Annotated in this window: 11 protein-coding genes; 10 read left to right on the top strand and 1 reads right to left on the bottom strand. The window is 34.5% G+C overall.

The window, feature by feature from the left end:
• Positions 1–251 precede the first annotated feature (251 nt).
• Complete coding sequence (locus tag BK585_RS20665; RefSeq protein WP_078555880.1) at positions 252–1,661, top strand: MBOAT family O-acyltransferase; 1,410 nt, start codon at positions 252–254, stop codon at positions 1,659–1,661.
• A gap of 20 nt (positions 1,662–1,681) precedes the next feature.
• Positions 1,682–2,863 (top strand): DHHW family protein, encoded by a 1,182-nt coding sequence (locus BK585_RS20660; RefSeq protein ID WP_078555878.1) that lies wholly within the window; start codon positions 1,682–1,684, stop codon positions 2,861–2,863.
• Between the two features lie 50 nt (positions 2,864–2,913).
• On the opposite strand, the gene BK585_RS20655 is transcribed toward BK585_RS20660, so the two are convergent.
• Positions 2,914–5,214: a S8 family peptidase gene (locus BK585_RS20655; protein ID WP_139367605.1), complete on the bottom strand. Its 2,301-nt coding sequence runs from the start codon at positions 5,212–5,214 to the stop codon at positions 2,914–2,916.
• 330 nt (positions 5,215–5,544) lie between these two features.
• Between BK585_RS20655 and BK585_RS20650 the strand changes: the two genes are divergently transcribed.
• From BK585_RS20650 to BK585_RS20615, 8 genes are all read left to right on the top strand, one after another.
• Complete coding sequence (locus tag BK585_RS20650; RefSeq protein WP_078555874.1) at positions 5,545–6,825, top strand: nucleotide sugar dehydrogenase; 1,281 nt, start codon at positions 5,545–5,547, stop codon at positions 6,823–6,825.
• 133 nt (positions 6,826–6,958) lie between these two features.
• Complete coding sequence (locus tag BK585_RS20645) at positions 6,959–8,083, top strand: glycosyltransferase (protein WP_078555872.1); 1,125 nt, start codon at positions 6,959–6,961, stop codon at positions 8,081–8,083.
• A 5-nt stretch (positions 8,084–8,088) separates the two neighbouring features.
• Positions 8,089–9,213, top strand: coding sequence for a glycosyltransferase (locus BK585_RS20640; RefSeq protein WP_078555870.1), 1,125 nt, complete (start codon positions 8,089–8,091; stop codon positions 9,211–9,213).
• 39 nt (positions 9,214–9,252) lie between these two features.
• Positions 9,253–10,020, top strand: coding sequence for a glycosyltransferase family 2 protein (locus tag BK585_RS20635; protein WP_078555868.1), 768 nt, complete (start codon positions 9,253–9,255; stop codon positions 10,018–10,020).
• Positions 10,021–10,121: 101 nt separating this feature from the next.
• Positions 10,122–10,901 (top strand): ABC transporter permease, encoded by a 780-nt coding sequence (locus BK585_RS20630; protein WP_078555866.1) that lies wholly within the window; start codon positions 10,122–10,124, stop codon positions 10,899–10,901.
• Positions 10,902–10,915: 14 nt separating this feature from the next.
• Entirely contained in the window at positions 10,916–12,454 is a 1,539-nt protein-coding gene (locus BK585_RS20625) for an ABC transporter ATP-binding protein (protein WP_078555864.1), read from the top strand.
• A gap of 26 nt (positions 12,455–12,480) precedes the next feature.
• The gene (locus tag BK585_RS20620) at positions 12,481–14,994 is read left to right on the top strand and encodes a glycosyltransferase (protein WP_078556965.1); all 2,514 of its coding nucleotides are present in this window, start codon (positions 12,481–12,483) and stop codon (positions 14,992–14,994) included.
• A gap of 64 nt (positions 14,995–15,058) precedes the next feature.
• On the top strand, positions 15,059–17,737 hold the full coding sequence (locus BK585_RS20615) for a glycosyltransferase (RefSeq protein WP_078555862.1): 2,679 nt from the start codon (positions 15,059–15,061) through the stop codon (positions 17,735–17,737).
• Positions 17,738–17,764 lie beyond the last annotated feature (27 nt).

Genomic DNA, 17,764 nt, shown 5'->3' with positions numbered 1-17,764 from the left:
AGATTTTCAGACTGAGGCTAAATTAATATATATTGTTGATTAATATTTATTTAAATCATAGATTATTATATGATACATCTAATGACACTGGCAATTGTAAATTTAACTGATCCTGATAAATTATGGAGAGATACATTGGTACTAAGCTAGTATTACAAAAATGTAATAAGTAGTAAAAAAGTGTTGCGCAATAGAGTAAAAATCATTACTATTGATTCATTACAATATATATATAAATTGGAGGAGAATTATTGGTCTTTAGTAGTGTGGTTTTTATATTTCTTTTTTTACCAGTGGTATTATTACTATATTATATTTCTCCAGTAAAATTAAGAAATCTTATACTATTATTATGTAGTATATTTTTTTATGCCTGGGGAGAACCAAAGTACGTTATTTTAATGATTATTTCAATAACAGTTAACTATTTTTCAGGTTTATTGATTAATAAATATAAAGACAAGGCATCTAAGCAGGTTGCTTTAGGACTAACGATAACGGTGAATATTGCCATATTAGGTTATTACAAATATATAAATTTTATTATAGATAATATTAACGTTATATTTAATCTTTCCATTAATAACGAGCCGTTACCGCTACCTATAGGAATTTCTTTTTATACATTTCAAGCAGTGTCGTATTTAATTGACGTTTATAGAAACGATGCAAGAGTTCAAAAAAACCCTTTAGATTTAGCGTTGTATATCTCTCTTTTCCCACAACTAATTGCGGGACCAATTGTTAGATATACGGTAATACAAGACCAAATTAAAAATAGAGTTTTTAACTTTAATGTCTTTTCCGAAGGGACACAGAGATTTATGGTCGGATTGGCCAAAAAAGTTATAATAGCTAACCCATTAGGTCTTGTGGCGGATAATGTGTTTTCTCAAGACCCAAGTGAAATTAGTATTCTGCTAGCTTGGGTAGGAATATTGGCCTTTACTCTGCAAATCTACTTTGATTTTTCGGGCTATTCGGATATGGCTATTGGATTAGGTAAAATGTTTGGATTTCATTTCAATGAAAACTTTAATTTTCCATATATCTCTAAATCCATTTCTGAGTTTTGGAGAAGATGGCATATCAGCTTAGGAAGTTGGTTTCGAGACTATGTCTATATTCCTCTTGGAGGAAATAAGGTTTCGAGAATAAAAATGTACAGAAACCTCTTTATAGTATGGGCTTTAACTGGAATTTGGCACGGAGCAAGCTGGACATTCATATGCTGGGGATTATATTTTGGTTTAATTATAGCGATTGAAAAAGCCGGTTTTGAAAAAATTATAAAGAAAATGTGGACGCCGCTACAGCATGCATATGCACTTTTATTGGTCATGATTGGCTGGGTCTTTTTTAGAGCAGATAATTTTTTATTTTCAATAGATTATCTAAAAACAATGTTTTGGGTTAACCATTTTAAATGGATTGATAATGCCACCTATCTACTAATTTATGATAATATGATAGTTTTTCTTATTGCTATTATCTTTTCTACACCTCTAATCAGTGTCATAGCAGGAAAAATTAGTGAAATTAAAGGATTAGTAAAATATAACTGGATATTTAATACAGTAATTTATAGTGCCATTTTGTTTCTTACTATTTCATATGTAGTTAAAATGACGTACAATCCGTTTCTTTACTTTAGATTTTAAATGAAAAGAGTGACGTATAATTGGGAAATTTAGGAGCTAAGTTTTTTTCATTAATCTTCCTACTGACTATTTCTAGTATTGGAATTATAACTTATTTTTACCCGGACAAAGCTAGTTCAAATATTGAAAATAGAACACTAGAACAATTACCTGAAATTACAATAAAAACAATTTTAAATCCAGAGTTTTCTAGTACTTTCGAAAGGTATTACTCTGATCAAATATATAATAGGGATTTTTTTATAAAGACAGCAACTCGAATGGAGCTTTTATTAAATAAAACAATTGTAAATGATGTGGTAGTGGCAAAAGATGGGTGGTTGTTAAATAAACCGAGATCAGCTATTAAAGAGGGAGAAATTGATAAAGGTTTAGCTAATGTTAATAGGATTGCGCAAAATCCTAAATATAGAGATGTAGAATTTTATTTTGCTTTTAGTGCTCATAAAAATACGGTACTTCAACATAAATACCCGGATTTCATTACAAACTACGACCTTGCTAGTAGAGAATATTTCCTAGAAAATTTAAGTGGAAGCTACCAAGTAATAGACTTATATTCTTACTTTACCAAAATGTTTAACATGGACGTACTGGAAGGTTTTTATTTTAAGACTGACCATCATTGGAATATGGATGGAGCATTTCATGGGTATCAATATATTATTGAATCGATAAGTGAAACATCATTAACATTTAAGGAAAAACCATATCAAAATGATGATTTTAAAAAGGAATGTACTGAACAAACATTTTTTAGCGGGAGTAGAAATCGAAATCTGTATTTAATGTTTGACGGCACAAAAGAAGAAGCGTGCATATTTGTGCCTAACTATGATTTTGCACAATTCGATGTGCGGACGACGGGAAAACGTGGGAAATTTGACGATTTTAGTAAAGTATATGCAGTCGGAATTAAAGAAGATTATATGGACTATTCGACCTTATTTACAGGTGATTATGCAGAATTAAAGTTTACTTTTCCCGAAAATACGGATAAACCAAATCTACTTGTGATAAAAGACTCTTACGTAAATCCAGTTGTTCATCTGATTGCTCAGCATTTTCATCACACATATTATGTGGATCCGCGACATTATCGTGGAAGTATTTCCGAATATATAGATGATAACAAAATCGGTATGGTCCTCTTTGTATACAATGATACTAATGTATCAGGAGAAATGTATGAACTAGATTAGTGTAGGTTTAGAAAATCCCCCTCATATAGATGAAGGGGATTTTCCTTTTATTAACGTAACCTTTTTTCTTGTTGAGCAAGACTTAAATTATGGCGTGTTGTTTGCCGTATGTTATTCCGTAATACAGGTGAAGATAAGATGAATTCATAACGACCAATTGCTGTTTGGAATCGCCCAAGTTGATGTTGCTGTGAAGCCCATTGTAAAAGGGAGTGAGCGTTGTTGTTAATGCCAGTTACAAACCTCGAATCTTCAGGGTAAAGAAGGTAACCATCTATAAATAAAGATAGTCTTTCAGATGAAGTCGACTCACTACTTGCTTTGTTAAGCAGGGAATGAGCACTAGGTATTTTCTTCCCAAGTTTAGCGTATTGCAATTTAATTTCCGTTTCCCTTTTGATGTTATGGTTTAGAATCGGAGCTGAAAGTATAAATTCATATCGTCCGGTGGCTGTATCAAACCGCCCTAGTTGGTGTTGACGAGTAGCCCAATTTAACAAAGATTGTGAATTTGAATTTATGGCTGAAATCAAAGTTGCATCACCAGGATATAAATGAGCCCCACCAAATAATATTGTTAGCTTCTCGGAAGTAGTCGACATTCTATTGGATGAATCAATAATGGACCTAGGTGATGGTAGTTTGCTCAATTTCTTAGAGTAACTCAGTTTGGTTTCAGTTTCCATTTTAATAGTGTTGTTTAAAATTGGTGCAGATAGAATAAACTCATATCGCCCTGAAGCTGTTACATATTGTCCTTGTTGATGTTGTTGAGTAGCCCAGTTTAATAACGACCGAGCGTTCGCATTAATACCGAATTCAAACCTTGAATCAGAAGGATATAACCCAAAACCATTAAAAAATATTGTTAACCTCTCTGAAGAAGTGCTTAAGGTATTTGCCAAGTTAATAAGAGATTGAGCCGTTGGTATTCGTTTATTTTGATTAGCATAAGAAAGTTTTACTGATGTTTCATTACTAATGCTCTTGTCTAAGTATGGTGCTGAAAGTATAAACTCATATCGTCCTATTGCAGTATCATAACGGCCATTTTGATGTTGTTGACTGGCCCAATTTAACAATGAGCGAGAACTTGTGTTAATTCCTGAGATAAATCGTTGGTCATTTGGATACAGGAGAACTCCTTCAATATATGCTGCTAATCTTTCTGATGAAGTGGTAGCATTATTTACTACTTCAAGTAGTTCGTTTGCTGTAGGAGCAGCTGATACTTGGTTTAATTGGTCATGTTCTTCAATATATGGAGCTTGCAATAATCCGAATCCAAATCTACTATCTCTACCAGGAGTACCTAAATCAATGGTGTCCTGTTGTAACTTTTTTCTTATTTCAGTATGAGATAAGGAAGGATGGGCTTGTTTTAGTAAAGCTATATTCCCTGTAACGTATCCGGCAGCCATTGAAGTACCACTTAATGAACTGAATTTTTGGTTTAAGTGCGTACTTAGAATCCTTACTCCTGGAGCTGAAACTTCAACAGTAGATCCTGTTGCTGAGAAAGAAGCCCTTGCATCTCTAGCATCTGTGGCTGCAACGGCTATAACTGTAGGATATCGAGCAGGAAAAGCTACCGTGTCTCCTGTACCATCAGTCTTCCCAGAATTCCCAGCTGCAGCAACTACTAAAATACCTTTACTATATGCTTTTTCAACGATTTCTTGTAGTGAAGAAGAATGAGTCGGTGCGCCAAGACTTAGGTTAATAATATCCATATTATTGGAGATCGCCCAATCAATACCTTTAATTAAATCTGATAAATACCCACTACCATTTTTGTCGAGTACTTTAACTGCATATATATTTGATTCATGTGCGATTCCGACGGTTCCAAAGCTATTATTTTGGGCTGCAATTATACCTGCAACATGTGTTCCGTGCCCGTTATCATCAATAAATGAGTTCGATACAAAGGATACACCACCAGAAATTATTAAATCACCATGAGTTGCGATTCCCGTATCAACGACAGCTATATTAATTCCTTTTCCGGTTACCCCTGATTGCCAAGCTCTTGGTGCGAATACTCTTTCTATACCCCAGTCCTTTGTTTGCTGCTGAATCTCGATAGTCTGGTCCGGCTCGATTGCAATGATATTGGGGTTTTTCTCTAATGCTTCAATCGCTGTTTCTGGTATTGAAATTGAAACCGCAGGAATATTTTCGTACTCATCCTCTATTTCACCTCGGAAGGCTTCAATTTCATCTTTGTTGACCTTGTCTTTAAATAGAACGATATATTTTTCTTCTTCATCAGAAGAAAGAGCAAAATTACTAGGAGCAATAAAAGATATAGCGATAAAAAATATTAAAAAGGAAATTGTAAGTCTCAATTTTTTCACCTCGATTTTTTGTTATGTGTATATATTGATGTTTCAATAAGTCTATATGACTATAAATATATCATAAAATATATTAGTTTAGTATTAAAAACAAATGGTTAATTGTAGTTTTTTTCTATAGTAGACACATAACTATATATGAGATAAAATTGTATAGCTACATATGGTATAATTTGTTGAAGTACTTATTATTTTGTCTAGGTTTCGGGTATAATATAAAATAGCTGTGAAATCAATAAAGTTAATGTCTTTATTATGTGGCTTTTTGTTAAGCCATTCACATTATAAATGGTGAATTCAATAGAAAAGGTGGAATAAACAGTGGATAGAAAAATTGGCGTTGTCGGATTAGGGTATGTTGGTTTACCAGTTGCAGTAGCTTTTGGTCAAGAACATTCAATAGTTGGATTTGATATAAATGAGCAGAGAGTTAACACTCTGAAAAACTACATAGATATTACTAATGAAGTAAGTGAAGATGAGCTTAAAGCAGCTGATATTACATTTACTACAGATGCTTCAGCTCTTTCTAATTGTGACTTCATTATTGTGGCTGTCCCTACACCAATCAATATTAATAAACTTCCTGATTTTACACCGTTGGAGAAGGCGTCAGAGTCAGTTGGTAAGCACTTAACAAAAGGAACAATTGTTGTGTATGAATCTACAGTATATCCTGGTGCAACTGAAGAAGTATGTCTACCTATACTAGAAAAAGAGTCAGGATTAAAGTCAGGAGAGGACTTCTTTATAGGTTATTCTCCTGAAAGAATAAACCCTGGAGATAAAAAACATACTTTTAAATCAATTACAAAAGTAGTGTCAGGTCAAACGCCAGAAATTCTAGAAATTGTTGCAGCAGTTTATGAAAGTGTTGTAACAGCGGGCGTTTACAGAGCCAGCTCTATAAAAGTAGCAGAAGCAGCTAAAATAATCGAGAACACACAAAGAGACTTAAACATTGCATTAATGAACGAACTTGCTATTATGTTTGACAGAATGAATATCGATACTTCAGAAGTGTTAGAGGCTGCTGGTACAAAGTGGAATTTCTTGCCGTTTAGTCCTGGTCTTGTAGGTGGACATTGTATTGGTGTTGACCCATACTACTTAACACATAAGTCTGAAAGCGTAGGTTACCGTCCTGAACTAATTCTTGCTGGACGTCGTATAAATGATGGAATGGGTCAATACATTGCGACTGTTTTAGTGAAAGAAATGATTAAAGAGCGAGTCGCTGTGGTTGGCTCGACAGTAACAATTTTAGGGTTGACTTTTAAAGAAAATGTCCCTGATTTAAGGAATTCAAAAGTAATTGATGTCATTAGAGAACTGGTTGATTATGGTATTGATGTACAGGTTACAGATCCGTATGCCGACCCTGAAGAAGCTAAGCATGAGTATGACGTAAATTTAGTTCATATTGAAGAATTAAAACCGAGTGATGCTCTTGTATTAGCTGTGCCTCATAAGTTTTATTTAGATAAGGGTTGGGATTATTACGCCAACCTATTTAAAAAAGAGAACGGTATAATTGTAGATGTAAAAAGTCAGTTAAATAAGGATAATTGTCCTTCAAATATTAAATTATGGAGATTGTAAATTCATAATCTACCAAGAGAGTAATTCAAAATGTCTTAGACTAACGGAATACTCTCTTTTCTCTTGATATAAATAAAATGTTACAAATGCTTAGAAATAATGACTGTACGTTAGTGGTGAAAGGTGTATCGATATGGAAAAAGTTAAGGTTCTGTTTTTTGTATATCAAATGGGTGCGGGTGGAGCAGCTCGTACTTTGTTAAATATTCTAAATAATTTGGACCGAAGTATGTTCTCTCCTGTCTTAGTAACACTCGGGTTTGCTGGTTCATATGAAAAGGATATCGCAGAGGATGTAAAGTTCATTAAACTTCCTACGCGACGTCTAAGTAGATCTGTCCTTGGTTTAGCTAAGATAATTAAAAAAGAAGAAATAGATATTGTTTTCAGTACAATACCACGAGTAAATACGATAGCCATATTAGCAAATTTCCTCTCCTTTTCAAAAGCAAAAAATGTTATAAGAGAAGCTGATAATTTAGGAGGAAGTTTTCGTGTGAATATGCAATTGCTAGGCTTTGGAATTATATACAAGCTATCTCACCAAATCGTTTCCTTGTCAGAAGGAGTTAAAGAAAACCTGGTTCAAAAGTATAAAGTGAAGTCAGATGATATCAAAGTGATTTACAATCCTGTTGACATAAATAGTATCCAAAAAAAGGTGGACAACGGTAGCATCTTAGAAGAACATATACATATATTTGAGACAGAGGATAAAGTTATCATAACGGCTGGTAGATTAGTTAAACAAAAGGATCAACAAACGTTGCTTGAGGCCTTTGCAAAAGTGAATGAACAACTGAAAAGTCGATTAGTAATATTAGGTGAAGGTCCCCTAAAGGCTGAATTAATGGAACAGGTTGATAGGTTGCAACTAAGTGAACGTGTCTTTTTTGTTGGGTTTCAGCAGAACCCTTATGTTTATTTTAATCAAGCTGATTTGTTTGTCCTGTCCTCAATTCATGAAGGGTTTAGTCATGTGATTGCAGAAGCGCTAGCTACAGGTCTTCCTGTCGTGTCGACCAACTGTAAATCAGGTCCAAAAGAAGTATTGGATGAAGGTGAATATGGGCTGCTATGTGACGTAGGGAATGTAGACGACATGACATCAAAAATCCTTGAAGTATTAACGTTAAATAATGAACAACGACATATGTTAATTGCTAAAGGACAATTAAGAGCAAGTCATTTTGATGCTCGTGAAATTGTTAAACAATACGAGGAATTGTTTTTAAAGACGCTAAATGAATCGAGGTAAGCCAAATGACTAAGAAAGGAAAGGTTGTGCACATTTCAACTGTGCATCATCCCTTTGACCCAAGAATTTATCATAAGGAATGTAAGTCCCTTAAAAAAGCAGGGTACGATGTCAACTTAATTGTGACAGCTACTGATGTTGAAATCAATTCCAGTAGCATACCAATTATTCATTTAAAAAAACATAACAATAGACTTCTCCGAATGTTGTTTTCTACAACTGAAGCTTTTATAAAAGCAAAAAGAAGTAAAGCAGACTATTATCATATCCATGACCCAGAGCTGCTCCCAGTTGCCTGGCTTCTTAAAAAGAAAAACAATGTTGTTATCTATGATGTTCATGAAGATTACGAAACGAGCATTGCCCAAAAGAATTACATTCCTAAGCTGTTTCGTAAAGGAATTTCTAAAGTATATTCAATAGTAGAAGCTTTCTTTTCAAAAAAATTAGAAATTTGTTTAGCAGAGAAGTATTATAGAGAAAAGTATTCGAAGGGTATTTGTATTTTAAATTACCCCATACTCAATCAAGAATTACTTAATAATAAACCCTACGACATGCCCATTCAAAGTAAAGTGCTTTATACCGGAAATGTGACAATTGATAGGGGAGCTTTTATCCATTCTAGACTTCCCTCGATTGATCCAAGTTTATCGGTATATTTTATTGGGAGGTGTCCAGTAGATTTGGCCGATAGAATGTATGAAGTGGCAGAGGGAAAACAGGAACAGATAATTATAAATGGAAAAGGTAAGTATGTGCGGAAAGAAGATATTGATGCCAGTTATATTGAGACTAGATGGTTAGCAGGTATCGCGTTATTTCCACCAACTGAACATTATATGAAAAAAGAATTAACCAAGTTTTTTGAATATATGACTGCCGGATTACCGATTATTTGTTCGGATTTTCCAGTGTGGAAGGATTTTATTAAAAAATACAAGTGTGGAATAGCGGTTAATCCAAACGATGACCAAGAAATAAAAAATGCTCTTAATTATATAAGGAATAATCCGAATGAAGCGAAGCTAATGGGAGAGAATGGTAAGAAGGCTATAAGAACAAGCTTGAATTGGAGTATTGAGGAAACGAAACTGATAAAATGGTATTGTGAACTACAAGCTAAGTAAATGTAACAGGACAAAGAGTTATTGTGGGGGTGTAGTAGGATGGGAGAAGTAGCTAATAATGATTTAGTATCTATAATAACTCCTACATTTAATTCGGCGCGATTTATCCAAGAGACTATTGAGTCTGTGATTAACCAAACCTATCCATATTGGGAATTGATTATTGTGGATGATGGTTCTACAGATGACACCATTAATTTAATTGCTCGATACCAGGAGAAGGATTCAAGAATTAAATTGACGATATTTCAGGAGAATAAAGGGCCAGCCGTTGCAAGAAACGTGGCCATTGGACAAGCTAATGGGAAGTATATCGCATTTTTAGATAGTGATGATGTGTGGCTATCAAAAAAGTTAGAGAAACAACTTGCTTTTATGCAGGAACAAAACATAGCATTTTCCTTTACCCAGTATATGAATATGACCGAAGATGGGAAAGAAACAGGTTTTATTGAAAAAGTCCCTAAAAAAGTCACATATAAAGATTTACTAAAATCAAATGTCATTGGTTGCTTAACAGTTATGCTTGACCGTGAGAAAGTTGGTGAAATACAAATGTCCAATATTAGGACACGCCAAGACTATGTTTTATGGTTAGCATTGTGTAAGAGAGGTATTGATGCTTACGGTCTTCAAGAAACTTTGTCAAAATACAGACTTGTCCAACACTCTATCTCAAGTAATAAAATCAAAATGGCCAAACAAAATTGGAGTGTGTATCGCGATATTGAGAAGTTAGGTTTAGTGCAAAGCTCTTGGTATTTTATACATTATATGTTCTATAAATTAAGAAAATATAGAGTGTAATCTACCCTAGACATAACTTGAATTTGTGTAATAATAGTACTGTTGATTTATTAAGGTTTTTTATTTATATAAGAGATATAGGTTAGGCGGTGTAACGAACGTTGTTTAAAAATTATTTATCTGAACTTATAAAGAGGAAGGACCTCTTAGTTTATCTTGTAAAATCAGGGTTGAAGGCTGAACATCGCAATAGTTATCTGGGATATTTTTGGTGGCTTTTGGACCCACTGTTAAATGTAGTTGTTTATTACTTTTTAGTGGCTATTATATTGGGGCGTGGCGGAGAGAATTATGCTGTGTTTCTTGTCATTGGACTAGTTGTTTGGCGCTGGATGATTACGACTGTAAATACATCTGCAAAGGCCATTACAAAATATTCATCGATTATTAATCAGGTTTATTTACCTAAATCCATTTTTCCATTAGCTGTTTCATCTACTCAAGTTTTTAATTTTTCATTTGGGTTAATTGTTATAGCCATATTTTTAGTGATTTTTGGTGTCGTACCAGGCTGGCAAATCGTATTTTTACCTCTTATTATACTTATTCAATTAGTGTTTTTAATAGCAATAAGTTTGTTTGTTTCTTATATTTGTGTATTTGTACGTGATATCGATAATATATTGACCCATATTCTGAGGTTGTTTTTCTATGCTTCCCCTATAATATGGGAAGGAAGAGAGCTTCCACCTGAATTTTCTTGGGTTGTTCAAGTTAATCCCGTTGCTTTGATATTAAATGCTTATCGGGATGTCATCATGTATCAGCGAGTCCCTGAGTTTACGGGGATTGTTATCATAGGGATTGTATCAATTATATCTATTGTTGGTTTGCTATATTATTATAACCGTAATGAACATAAAATTATTAAAGCACTATAAAAGAGGTTTTTATTATGTCAATCAAAGAGAAAAAAATCAATATTTCCTCTGATTCAAGGGAAGTTATTATAGAAGCAAATAATCTAGGTGTTTCTTATCTATCTGGTCGTAAGGACGACTATAAATCACACGTCTTTAATTACTTGCGAAACAAAAAGGAAAGTGCTTCAAAGGAAAAGGAAGCTTTTTGGCCATTACGAAATGTTAATTTTAAAGGATATAAAGGTGAAGTTCTTGGAATTATTGGTTCAAATGGTTCTGGGAAAACGACCCTGTGTAAATTGATATCAGGAATCCTACAACCAGATGAAGGACAATTAACAGTCAATGGCAAGGTGTCAGCACTCTTTTCCTTAGGAATGGGATTTAACAAGGAGTTATCAGGACGAGAAAACGTCTATTTAAATGGAATGATGCTTGGTATTGAGAAAAATAAAATTGATGAGTATATTGGAGAGATTTGTAAATTTTCTGGTATTGGAGAGTTTATCGACCGACCAATGAAGTATTATTCGAGTGGAATGAAAGCTCGTCTTGGTTTTAGTGTTGCGGCTTACCTAGAACCTGAAATTTTAATTCTGGACGAAGCCTTGAATACGGGAGATGCTGAGTTTAGTCAGAAGGCAGCAGACAAAATAAAACAGTTAGTAACAAAAGCAAAAATGGTTTTAATTGTAACACATAGTCTTAAATATGCTAAGAAAAACTGTGATCGTCTTATCTGGTTGGATAAAGGTGTTATAAGAGAAATTGGAAATCCAAAAGATGTAATAGAACGATATCTAGAATCTATCCCAGTTAAGAGTCCGAAACCGAAACCAAAGCGTCTTGAATTAGCTCAAACTGAATCTGAAGTAAGAGATACTACAGCCATTAAGCTAAATCAAATTAGTGTCACCTATGAAATGAAAAACGAGAAATTTAATGCTCTAAATGATGTTTCTTTTACGATTAATGAAGGTGAAGTAGTAGGGATAATCGGGCATAACGGTGCTGGTAAGAGCACACTATGTAAATTATTTACGAGAATCCTAACACCGGACCAAGGGAATATAGTAATTAATGGAGAAACGACCGCGTTGTTAGGGTATGGCACTGGTTTTAATGCACAATTAACAGGTGCTGACAATATTTATTTAAATGGAATGCTACTGGGGATTCCGAAAAAAGACGTAAACAATAATTACGCTAATATTGTAGAATTTTCTGAGTTGGGGGATTTTATAAATAAACCAGTAAAAGAATATTCAAGCGGAATGAAGGCTAGATTAGGCTTTAGTATTGCTGCAACGTTAAAGCCAGATATTTTTATTATAGACGAAGCATTATCAACTGGCGATATGGCTTTTAAGCAAAAGGCAAGTGAAAAAATTCAGGAAATGATGGAACAGGCAAAAGCAGTAATTATCGTTTCTCATAGTATGGGATTTGTAGAGAAGGTTTGTACGAGAGCAATTTGGATGGAACGGGGCAAAGTTAGGTTTGATGGGAACTCTAAAGAAGCCGTTCAATTATATAGAGAAGAAGTTAAGAGGAAAAAAAATAAAAACTAAAAATAATGTTAGGTGTTGTAAACATTATGCTAAAAAAGACAGTTCGAATGGTTTCTAATTTCATACAATGGCTTTTTGATACATTGTTGACTTCAAAGCAAAAGCACTACGTTAAGAATATATTAACGGATAATCAAAAGGCTTTTATAAAAAATATCTTTAAAAGTGGTAAGGTTCAAACATATCTCCGTCAAATTAAAAAGGTGAAGTATCGCCTCTACAACCTTGGGTTTGAAAAAAGAGCCTACGAAGAGCTTAAACATATGCTTATTGATACAGAAGATCATGCTATGAAAAAAATAGCGTCTTGGGAACTTGCCGTATGGCATGCTAATCGACAAACGGTTGAAGATGCTAATAAGTGTATTAAGTTCTTACAGGACTTAAGAAAATTAGGAATTGACAAAGCTCGCTATCGTGAAAGTTCGATTTTACTGGCAGAGTGTTACGACCTAATTGGTGATGTAAAAGAAGCAAAGAAAGTAATTTCGCAAACTCTTGAAAATCAACAACACCCCGATTTGTATTTAGCGTACGCAAATCTTGAAGCAACAGAAGAAGATAGAGTACATTGGATAAACAAGGCTTTTATCTATAGGAATTTAAGTCCGATATCAATGCAAAAACAAGACGACGTGTTAGCTTATGACCGTCTTTTTTCTATAGGCAATACTACTAGTATGGATAAAGTCAAAGTAACAATTATTATTCCGGTATACAATGCTGAAACTGTTATTCATACATCAATACGTTCCCTATTGAATCAAACATGGGGTAATCTCGAGATAATAGTTGTAGATGATTGTAGTACAGATAACACCATTGCTATTGTTGAGGATTTTGTTAAAGAGGATAACCGAGTTTCGTTAATTAAACTCACTAAAAATGGGGGACCATACGTTGCTCGAAATTATGCATTGTTAAAAGCGACAGGAGATTTTATTACAATTAACGATGCGGATGATTGGTCTCACCCAGAAAAAATTGAAAAACAAGTGTTACATTTACTTAAAAACAATAAAATCATTGCAAATACTTCACAGCAAGCACGGGCAAGTTCCGAACTGAAATTCCATCGACGTGGAAAACCGGGTTTATATCTATTTAGTAATATGTCTTCGTTTATGTTTAGAAGAGAACCAGTAATGGAAAAGTTGGGATTTTGGGACAGTGTAAGATTTGCAGGAGATTCTGAGTTCATTATGCGCTTTAAAAAGGTGTTTGGCGAAAGAGCATTAGCTGAATTAGAAACGGGTCCATTATCTTTTCAAAGGCAGTCAGAGGATTCATTAACAGGAAATTCAATCTTTGGTTTTCCAGGATATTTAATGGGCGTAAGAAAAGAATATAGAGAGGCACATAATTACTACTATTCTATTGCACCAAACCTTCGTTTTGACTTCCCTCAAAAACGTAGGCCTTTTGAAGTCCCTGAACCGATGTGGACTAATCGTGAAGAAAAGCTAAACGGACGTAGACACTTTGATGTAATCATCGTATCGGATTTTAGGTTTGATGGTGGTTCTACGTTATCTAGTGTAGAAGAAATAAAGGCACAGAAACAAAAAGGATTACGAACTGGACTTTTTCAAATGTACCGCTATGATTATAATCCCTCAAAGTTAATTAATTCGAAAGTACGAGAGTTATTAAATGGTGATGATATTCAACTAATAGTCTACGGAGAAAAAGTATCTTGTGACTTACTAATTCTTAGATACCCTCCTGTACTACAAGATTGGCAAAAGTTCACCCCAGATGTGGAAGCAAAAAATATCTGTGTCATTATGAATCAAACACCAATGAGCGATTATGGTCCAGATGGAGTTCGGCGTTATGACATAAGTGTGTGTGAACAACGTTTACAGGAGTATTTCGTCAAATCAGGAACGTGGTATCCAATAGGACCTTTGATAAGAGAAACACTTGTTACTCATCATTCAGAGGAACTTCCATCAATACATTTATCTACAGAGAATTGGGTAAATATCATTAACGTGGATGAGTGGAGAAGACAGGAAAGACCACCTAGTAGTAAAAAAATAAGAATAGGTAGACATTCTAGGGGTGAAATGGTGAAGTGGCCAATTGACCCGGAAGAATTACTTATGATCTATCCTGATTCAGAAGAGTATGAGGTTCATATTTTAGGTGGGGCAGCAGCGCCAGAACAGGTATTAGGACGAATTCCATCCAATTGGAATGTTTTCGAATTTGGTGCTATGCACCCACGGGATTTCTTGGCTACATTAGATATTTTCGTTTATTATACTCATCCTGATTGGATAGAATCCTTTGGTCGAGTCATAATTGAGGCAATGGCAGTGGGTGTCCCTGTAATCATCCCGCCGGTTTATAAAGATTTATTTGGGGAGGCAGCAGTTTATGCTGAACCTCAGGATGTAAAAAAAGAAATAGAAAAGTTAATTAGTGATGAAAGCTATTATCATTCGAAAGTAGAGAACGCATTACAATACGTAAACGAAAACTTTGGGTATCGTATGCATGAAGTAAGGATTAATAAGTTTTTAAACGATTAAAATGGTAAATGAATTTTAATTAGTAGTTATTTAAGAAAATATCACTTTTACGGGGTGAAGAATGATGAGTAGAGACCAGGAAATAGAAGGTTCTGATGTATTACAAAGAAAATATAAAGAGCAAGAAGAAGAAATAAAGAGTTTGAAACAAAAATATAAAGAAGCTCTGGATGCAAAAGAAAGAGCTCAACATAAGTATAATACAATTCAAAAAAGTAAAATCTGGCGTTATACGAATCCTCTACGTTTATTACTTAACTTTATCAAAAGTTTTATTAAAAGCTTTCTTAAGCTTTTTAAACGGAAGGGTTCTACTATTAAAAACAAATTAGAATTTGTGAGTAAGGAAAAGAAGAAGAAAAAGGGTTTTCATCAATTGATAAATCGATATAAACAGCGATTATATAGTCTTGGATTTGTAGAACGGGGATTAATAGACCTGAAAGAATTATATGAAAAAAGCGATGACCCATACTTAAAGAGCCTTGCCGCTTGGGAATTAGCCATTTGGTATGTAAATCAAGAAGGAAAAGAAGGGGCTCAACAATGCTTAGAGTATTTACCAAAAGCTCTAGAAGGCAGAAATGAAGAGGACCTGCTAAAAAAGGCTATAGTAATTGAAGCAGAATGCTTGGAAAGACTAGGACAAGCTTCTCTAGCTAAACAAGTCGTACAAGAAGCCTTTGAAAAATATGGGGATAAGGAAACGAATTTATTATTAGCATCTGCTAATTTAGAAGAAACTTTAGAAGGAAGACTTGCTTGGATTAATAAAGCTTTAGAAGTAAATGAAATTTCAAGTATTACTTTGAGTGGTGACCAAACAAAAACAGCTTATGACCAGCTTTCATTACCTCCCGTATCACCATCGGGATCTAAGGACCACCTCCCCAAAGTAACGGTAATTCTTCCTGCATATAATGCGGAAGAATTAATCGGAACAGCAATTGACGCAATGTTGTCTCAGACATGGGAGAACCTCGAAATCTTTGTAGTAGATGATTGCAGTACTGATAACACAGTTTCAGTAATTGAGGAATATGAAAAAAGAGATAACAGAGTAAAGTTATTGCAAGTTCATACAAACAGTGGTCCGTATGTAGCAAGAAACATTGCTCTAAAACAAGCTACGGGTGAATTTGTAACAATAAATGATGCCGACGATTGGTCTCATCCAGAAAAAATTGAAAAACAAGTCCGACATTTGATGGATAATCCAGCTTATTTAGGAAATACATCTCAGCAAGCAAGAGCAACGAGTGATTTAAAATTTTCAAGAAGATCAGAGCCGGGTTATTACATTTTTAAAAATGTGTCCTCCTTTATGTTCCGTCGAGAGCCAATTATGGAGAGCGTCGGCTATTGGGATTGTGTTCGCTTTGCTGCTGATTCAGAATATATAAGAAGAATAAAAAAAGTGTTCGGAAAAGATACAATTATCGATTTAAAGACAGGACCATTATCCTTCCAAAGGAAATCGGATACTTCGTTAACTGCAAATAATTATTTTGGCTTCCCAGGCTATTTTATGGGTGCTAGAAGAGAGCATTTAGAAAGTTTGTTTTACTTCTTTAAAACAGCTGAGAATGTAAGGGTTGATTATCCGCAAGAAAGTAGACCATTTCCTGTCCCAGAACCGATGTGGCCTAAACGCGAGGAAAAACAAAATGGACGGCGACATTTTGATGTAATTATTGTATCTGACTTTAGATTTGAAGGTGGTTCTACTTTATCTAACGCGGAAGAAATTAAAGCTCAAAAACGGCAAGGTTTACGAACGGGTATTGTGCAAATGTTCCGATATGATTTTAATCCTTTAAAGAAAATCAATCCAAAGGTACGACAGCTTATCGATGGTGAACAAGTTCAAATGATTGTTTACGGAGAAAAAGTATCGTGTGATGTATTAATTCTGAGATATCCACCGATCCTGCAAGAGTGGCAAAGATATGTCCCAGATGTTGAAGCAAAAAATATATGTGTCATCATCAACCAAACTCCAATGAGTGATTATGGTCCAGAAGGCGTACGCCGTTATGATATCAGAGACTGTGAACAAAATTTAATAAAACATTTTGGCAAAACAGGTACGTGGTATCCGATTGGGCCGTTGGTAAGAGAAACCTTGATTAACCAACACGCTGAAGAACTTAGTGCCATTAATCTTTCAGACGAAGACTGGTCTAATATTATTGACGTCGAGGAATGGAAGAGAGAATCACGACTACCTAGAGGTAAAACAATTAAAATAGGGCGCCATTCAAGAGGTGAACTTGTTAAGTGGCCAATAGATGCTGATGAAATTTTAACATTGTATCCAGAATCTAATGAATATGAAATTCATATCCTTGGTGGAGCGAGTGCTCCAGAAAATGTTTTAGGTCGAATACCGACAAATTGGCATGTGCTAGAATTTGGAGCAGTACATCCGAAAGATTTTTTGGCAACGCTAGATGTTTTTGTTTATTATACTCATCCCGATTTGGTTGAAGCGTTTGGTCGAGTAATTATTGAAGCAATGGCAGTTGGTGTCCCTGTAATTATTCCACATCACTACAAAAAGTTATTTGGTGAAGCAGCAATATACGCTGAACCTAAAGATGTGCCAATGGAAATCAATAAATTAATGAATGACGATGATTATTATCAAAATCAAGTCAATAAAGCGTTGGCATATGTAGACAGAAATTTTGGCTATTCTAAGCATGCTTCTAGAATCAAACTGTTACAAGGAAAAGAGTAGGGTATTTTAGTTAGATGTAAAGCCTAA

It is taken from the genome of Bacillus alkalicellulosilyticus, from assembly GCF_002019795.1.
In the GTDB taxonomy this organism is placed as follows: domain Bacteria; phylum Bacillota; class Bacilli; order Bacillales; family Bacillaceae_F; genus Bacillus_AO; species Bacillus_AO alkalicellulosilyticum.
The sequence above is the reverse complement of the archived record's forward strand: the minus strand, read 5'-3'. Positions and strand labels throughout refer to the sequence as shown.

Excerpts from the sequence above, each read along its gene's own strand:
- BK585_RS20645 (WP_078555872.1), top strand. The coding sequence starts at position 6,959 with ATGGAAAAAGTTAAGGTTCTGTTTTTTGTATATCAAATGGGTGCGGGT.
- BK585_RS20640 (WP_078555870.1), top strand. The coding sequence starts at position 8,089 with ATGACTAAGAAAGGAAAGGTTGTGCACATTTCAACTGTGCATCATCCC.
- BK585_RS20635 (WP_078555868.1), top strand. The coding sequence starts at position 9,253 with ATGGGAGAAGTAGCTAATAATGATTTAGTATCTATAATAACTCCTACA.
- BK585_RS20625 (WP_078555864.1), top strand. The coding sequence starts at position 10,916 with ATGTCAATCAAAGAGAAAAAAATCAATATTTCCTCTGATTCAAGGGAA.
- BK585_RS20620 (WP_078556965.1), top strand. The coding sequence starts at position 12,481 with ATGCTAAAAAAGACAGTTCGAATGGTTTCTAATTTCATACAATGGCTT.
- BK585_RS20615 (WP_078555862.1), top strand. The coding sequence starts at position 15,059 with ATGAGTAGAGACCAGGAAATAGAAGGTTCTGATGTATTACAAAGAAAA.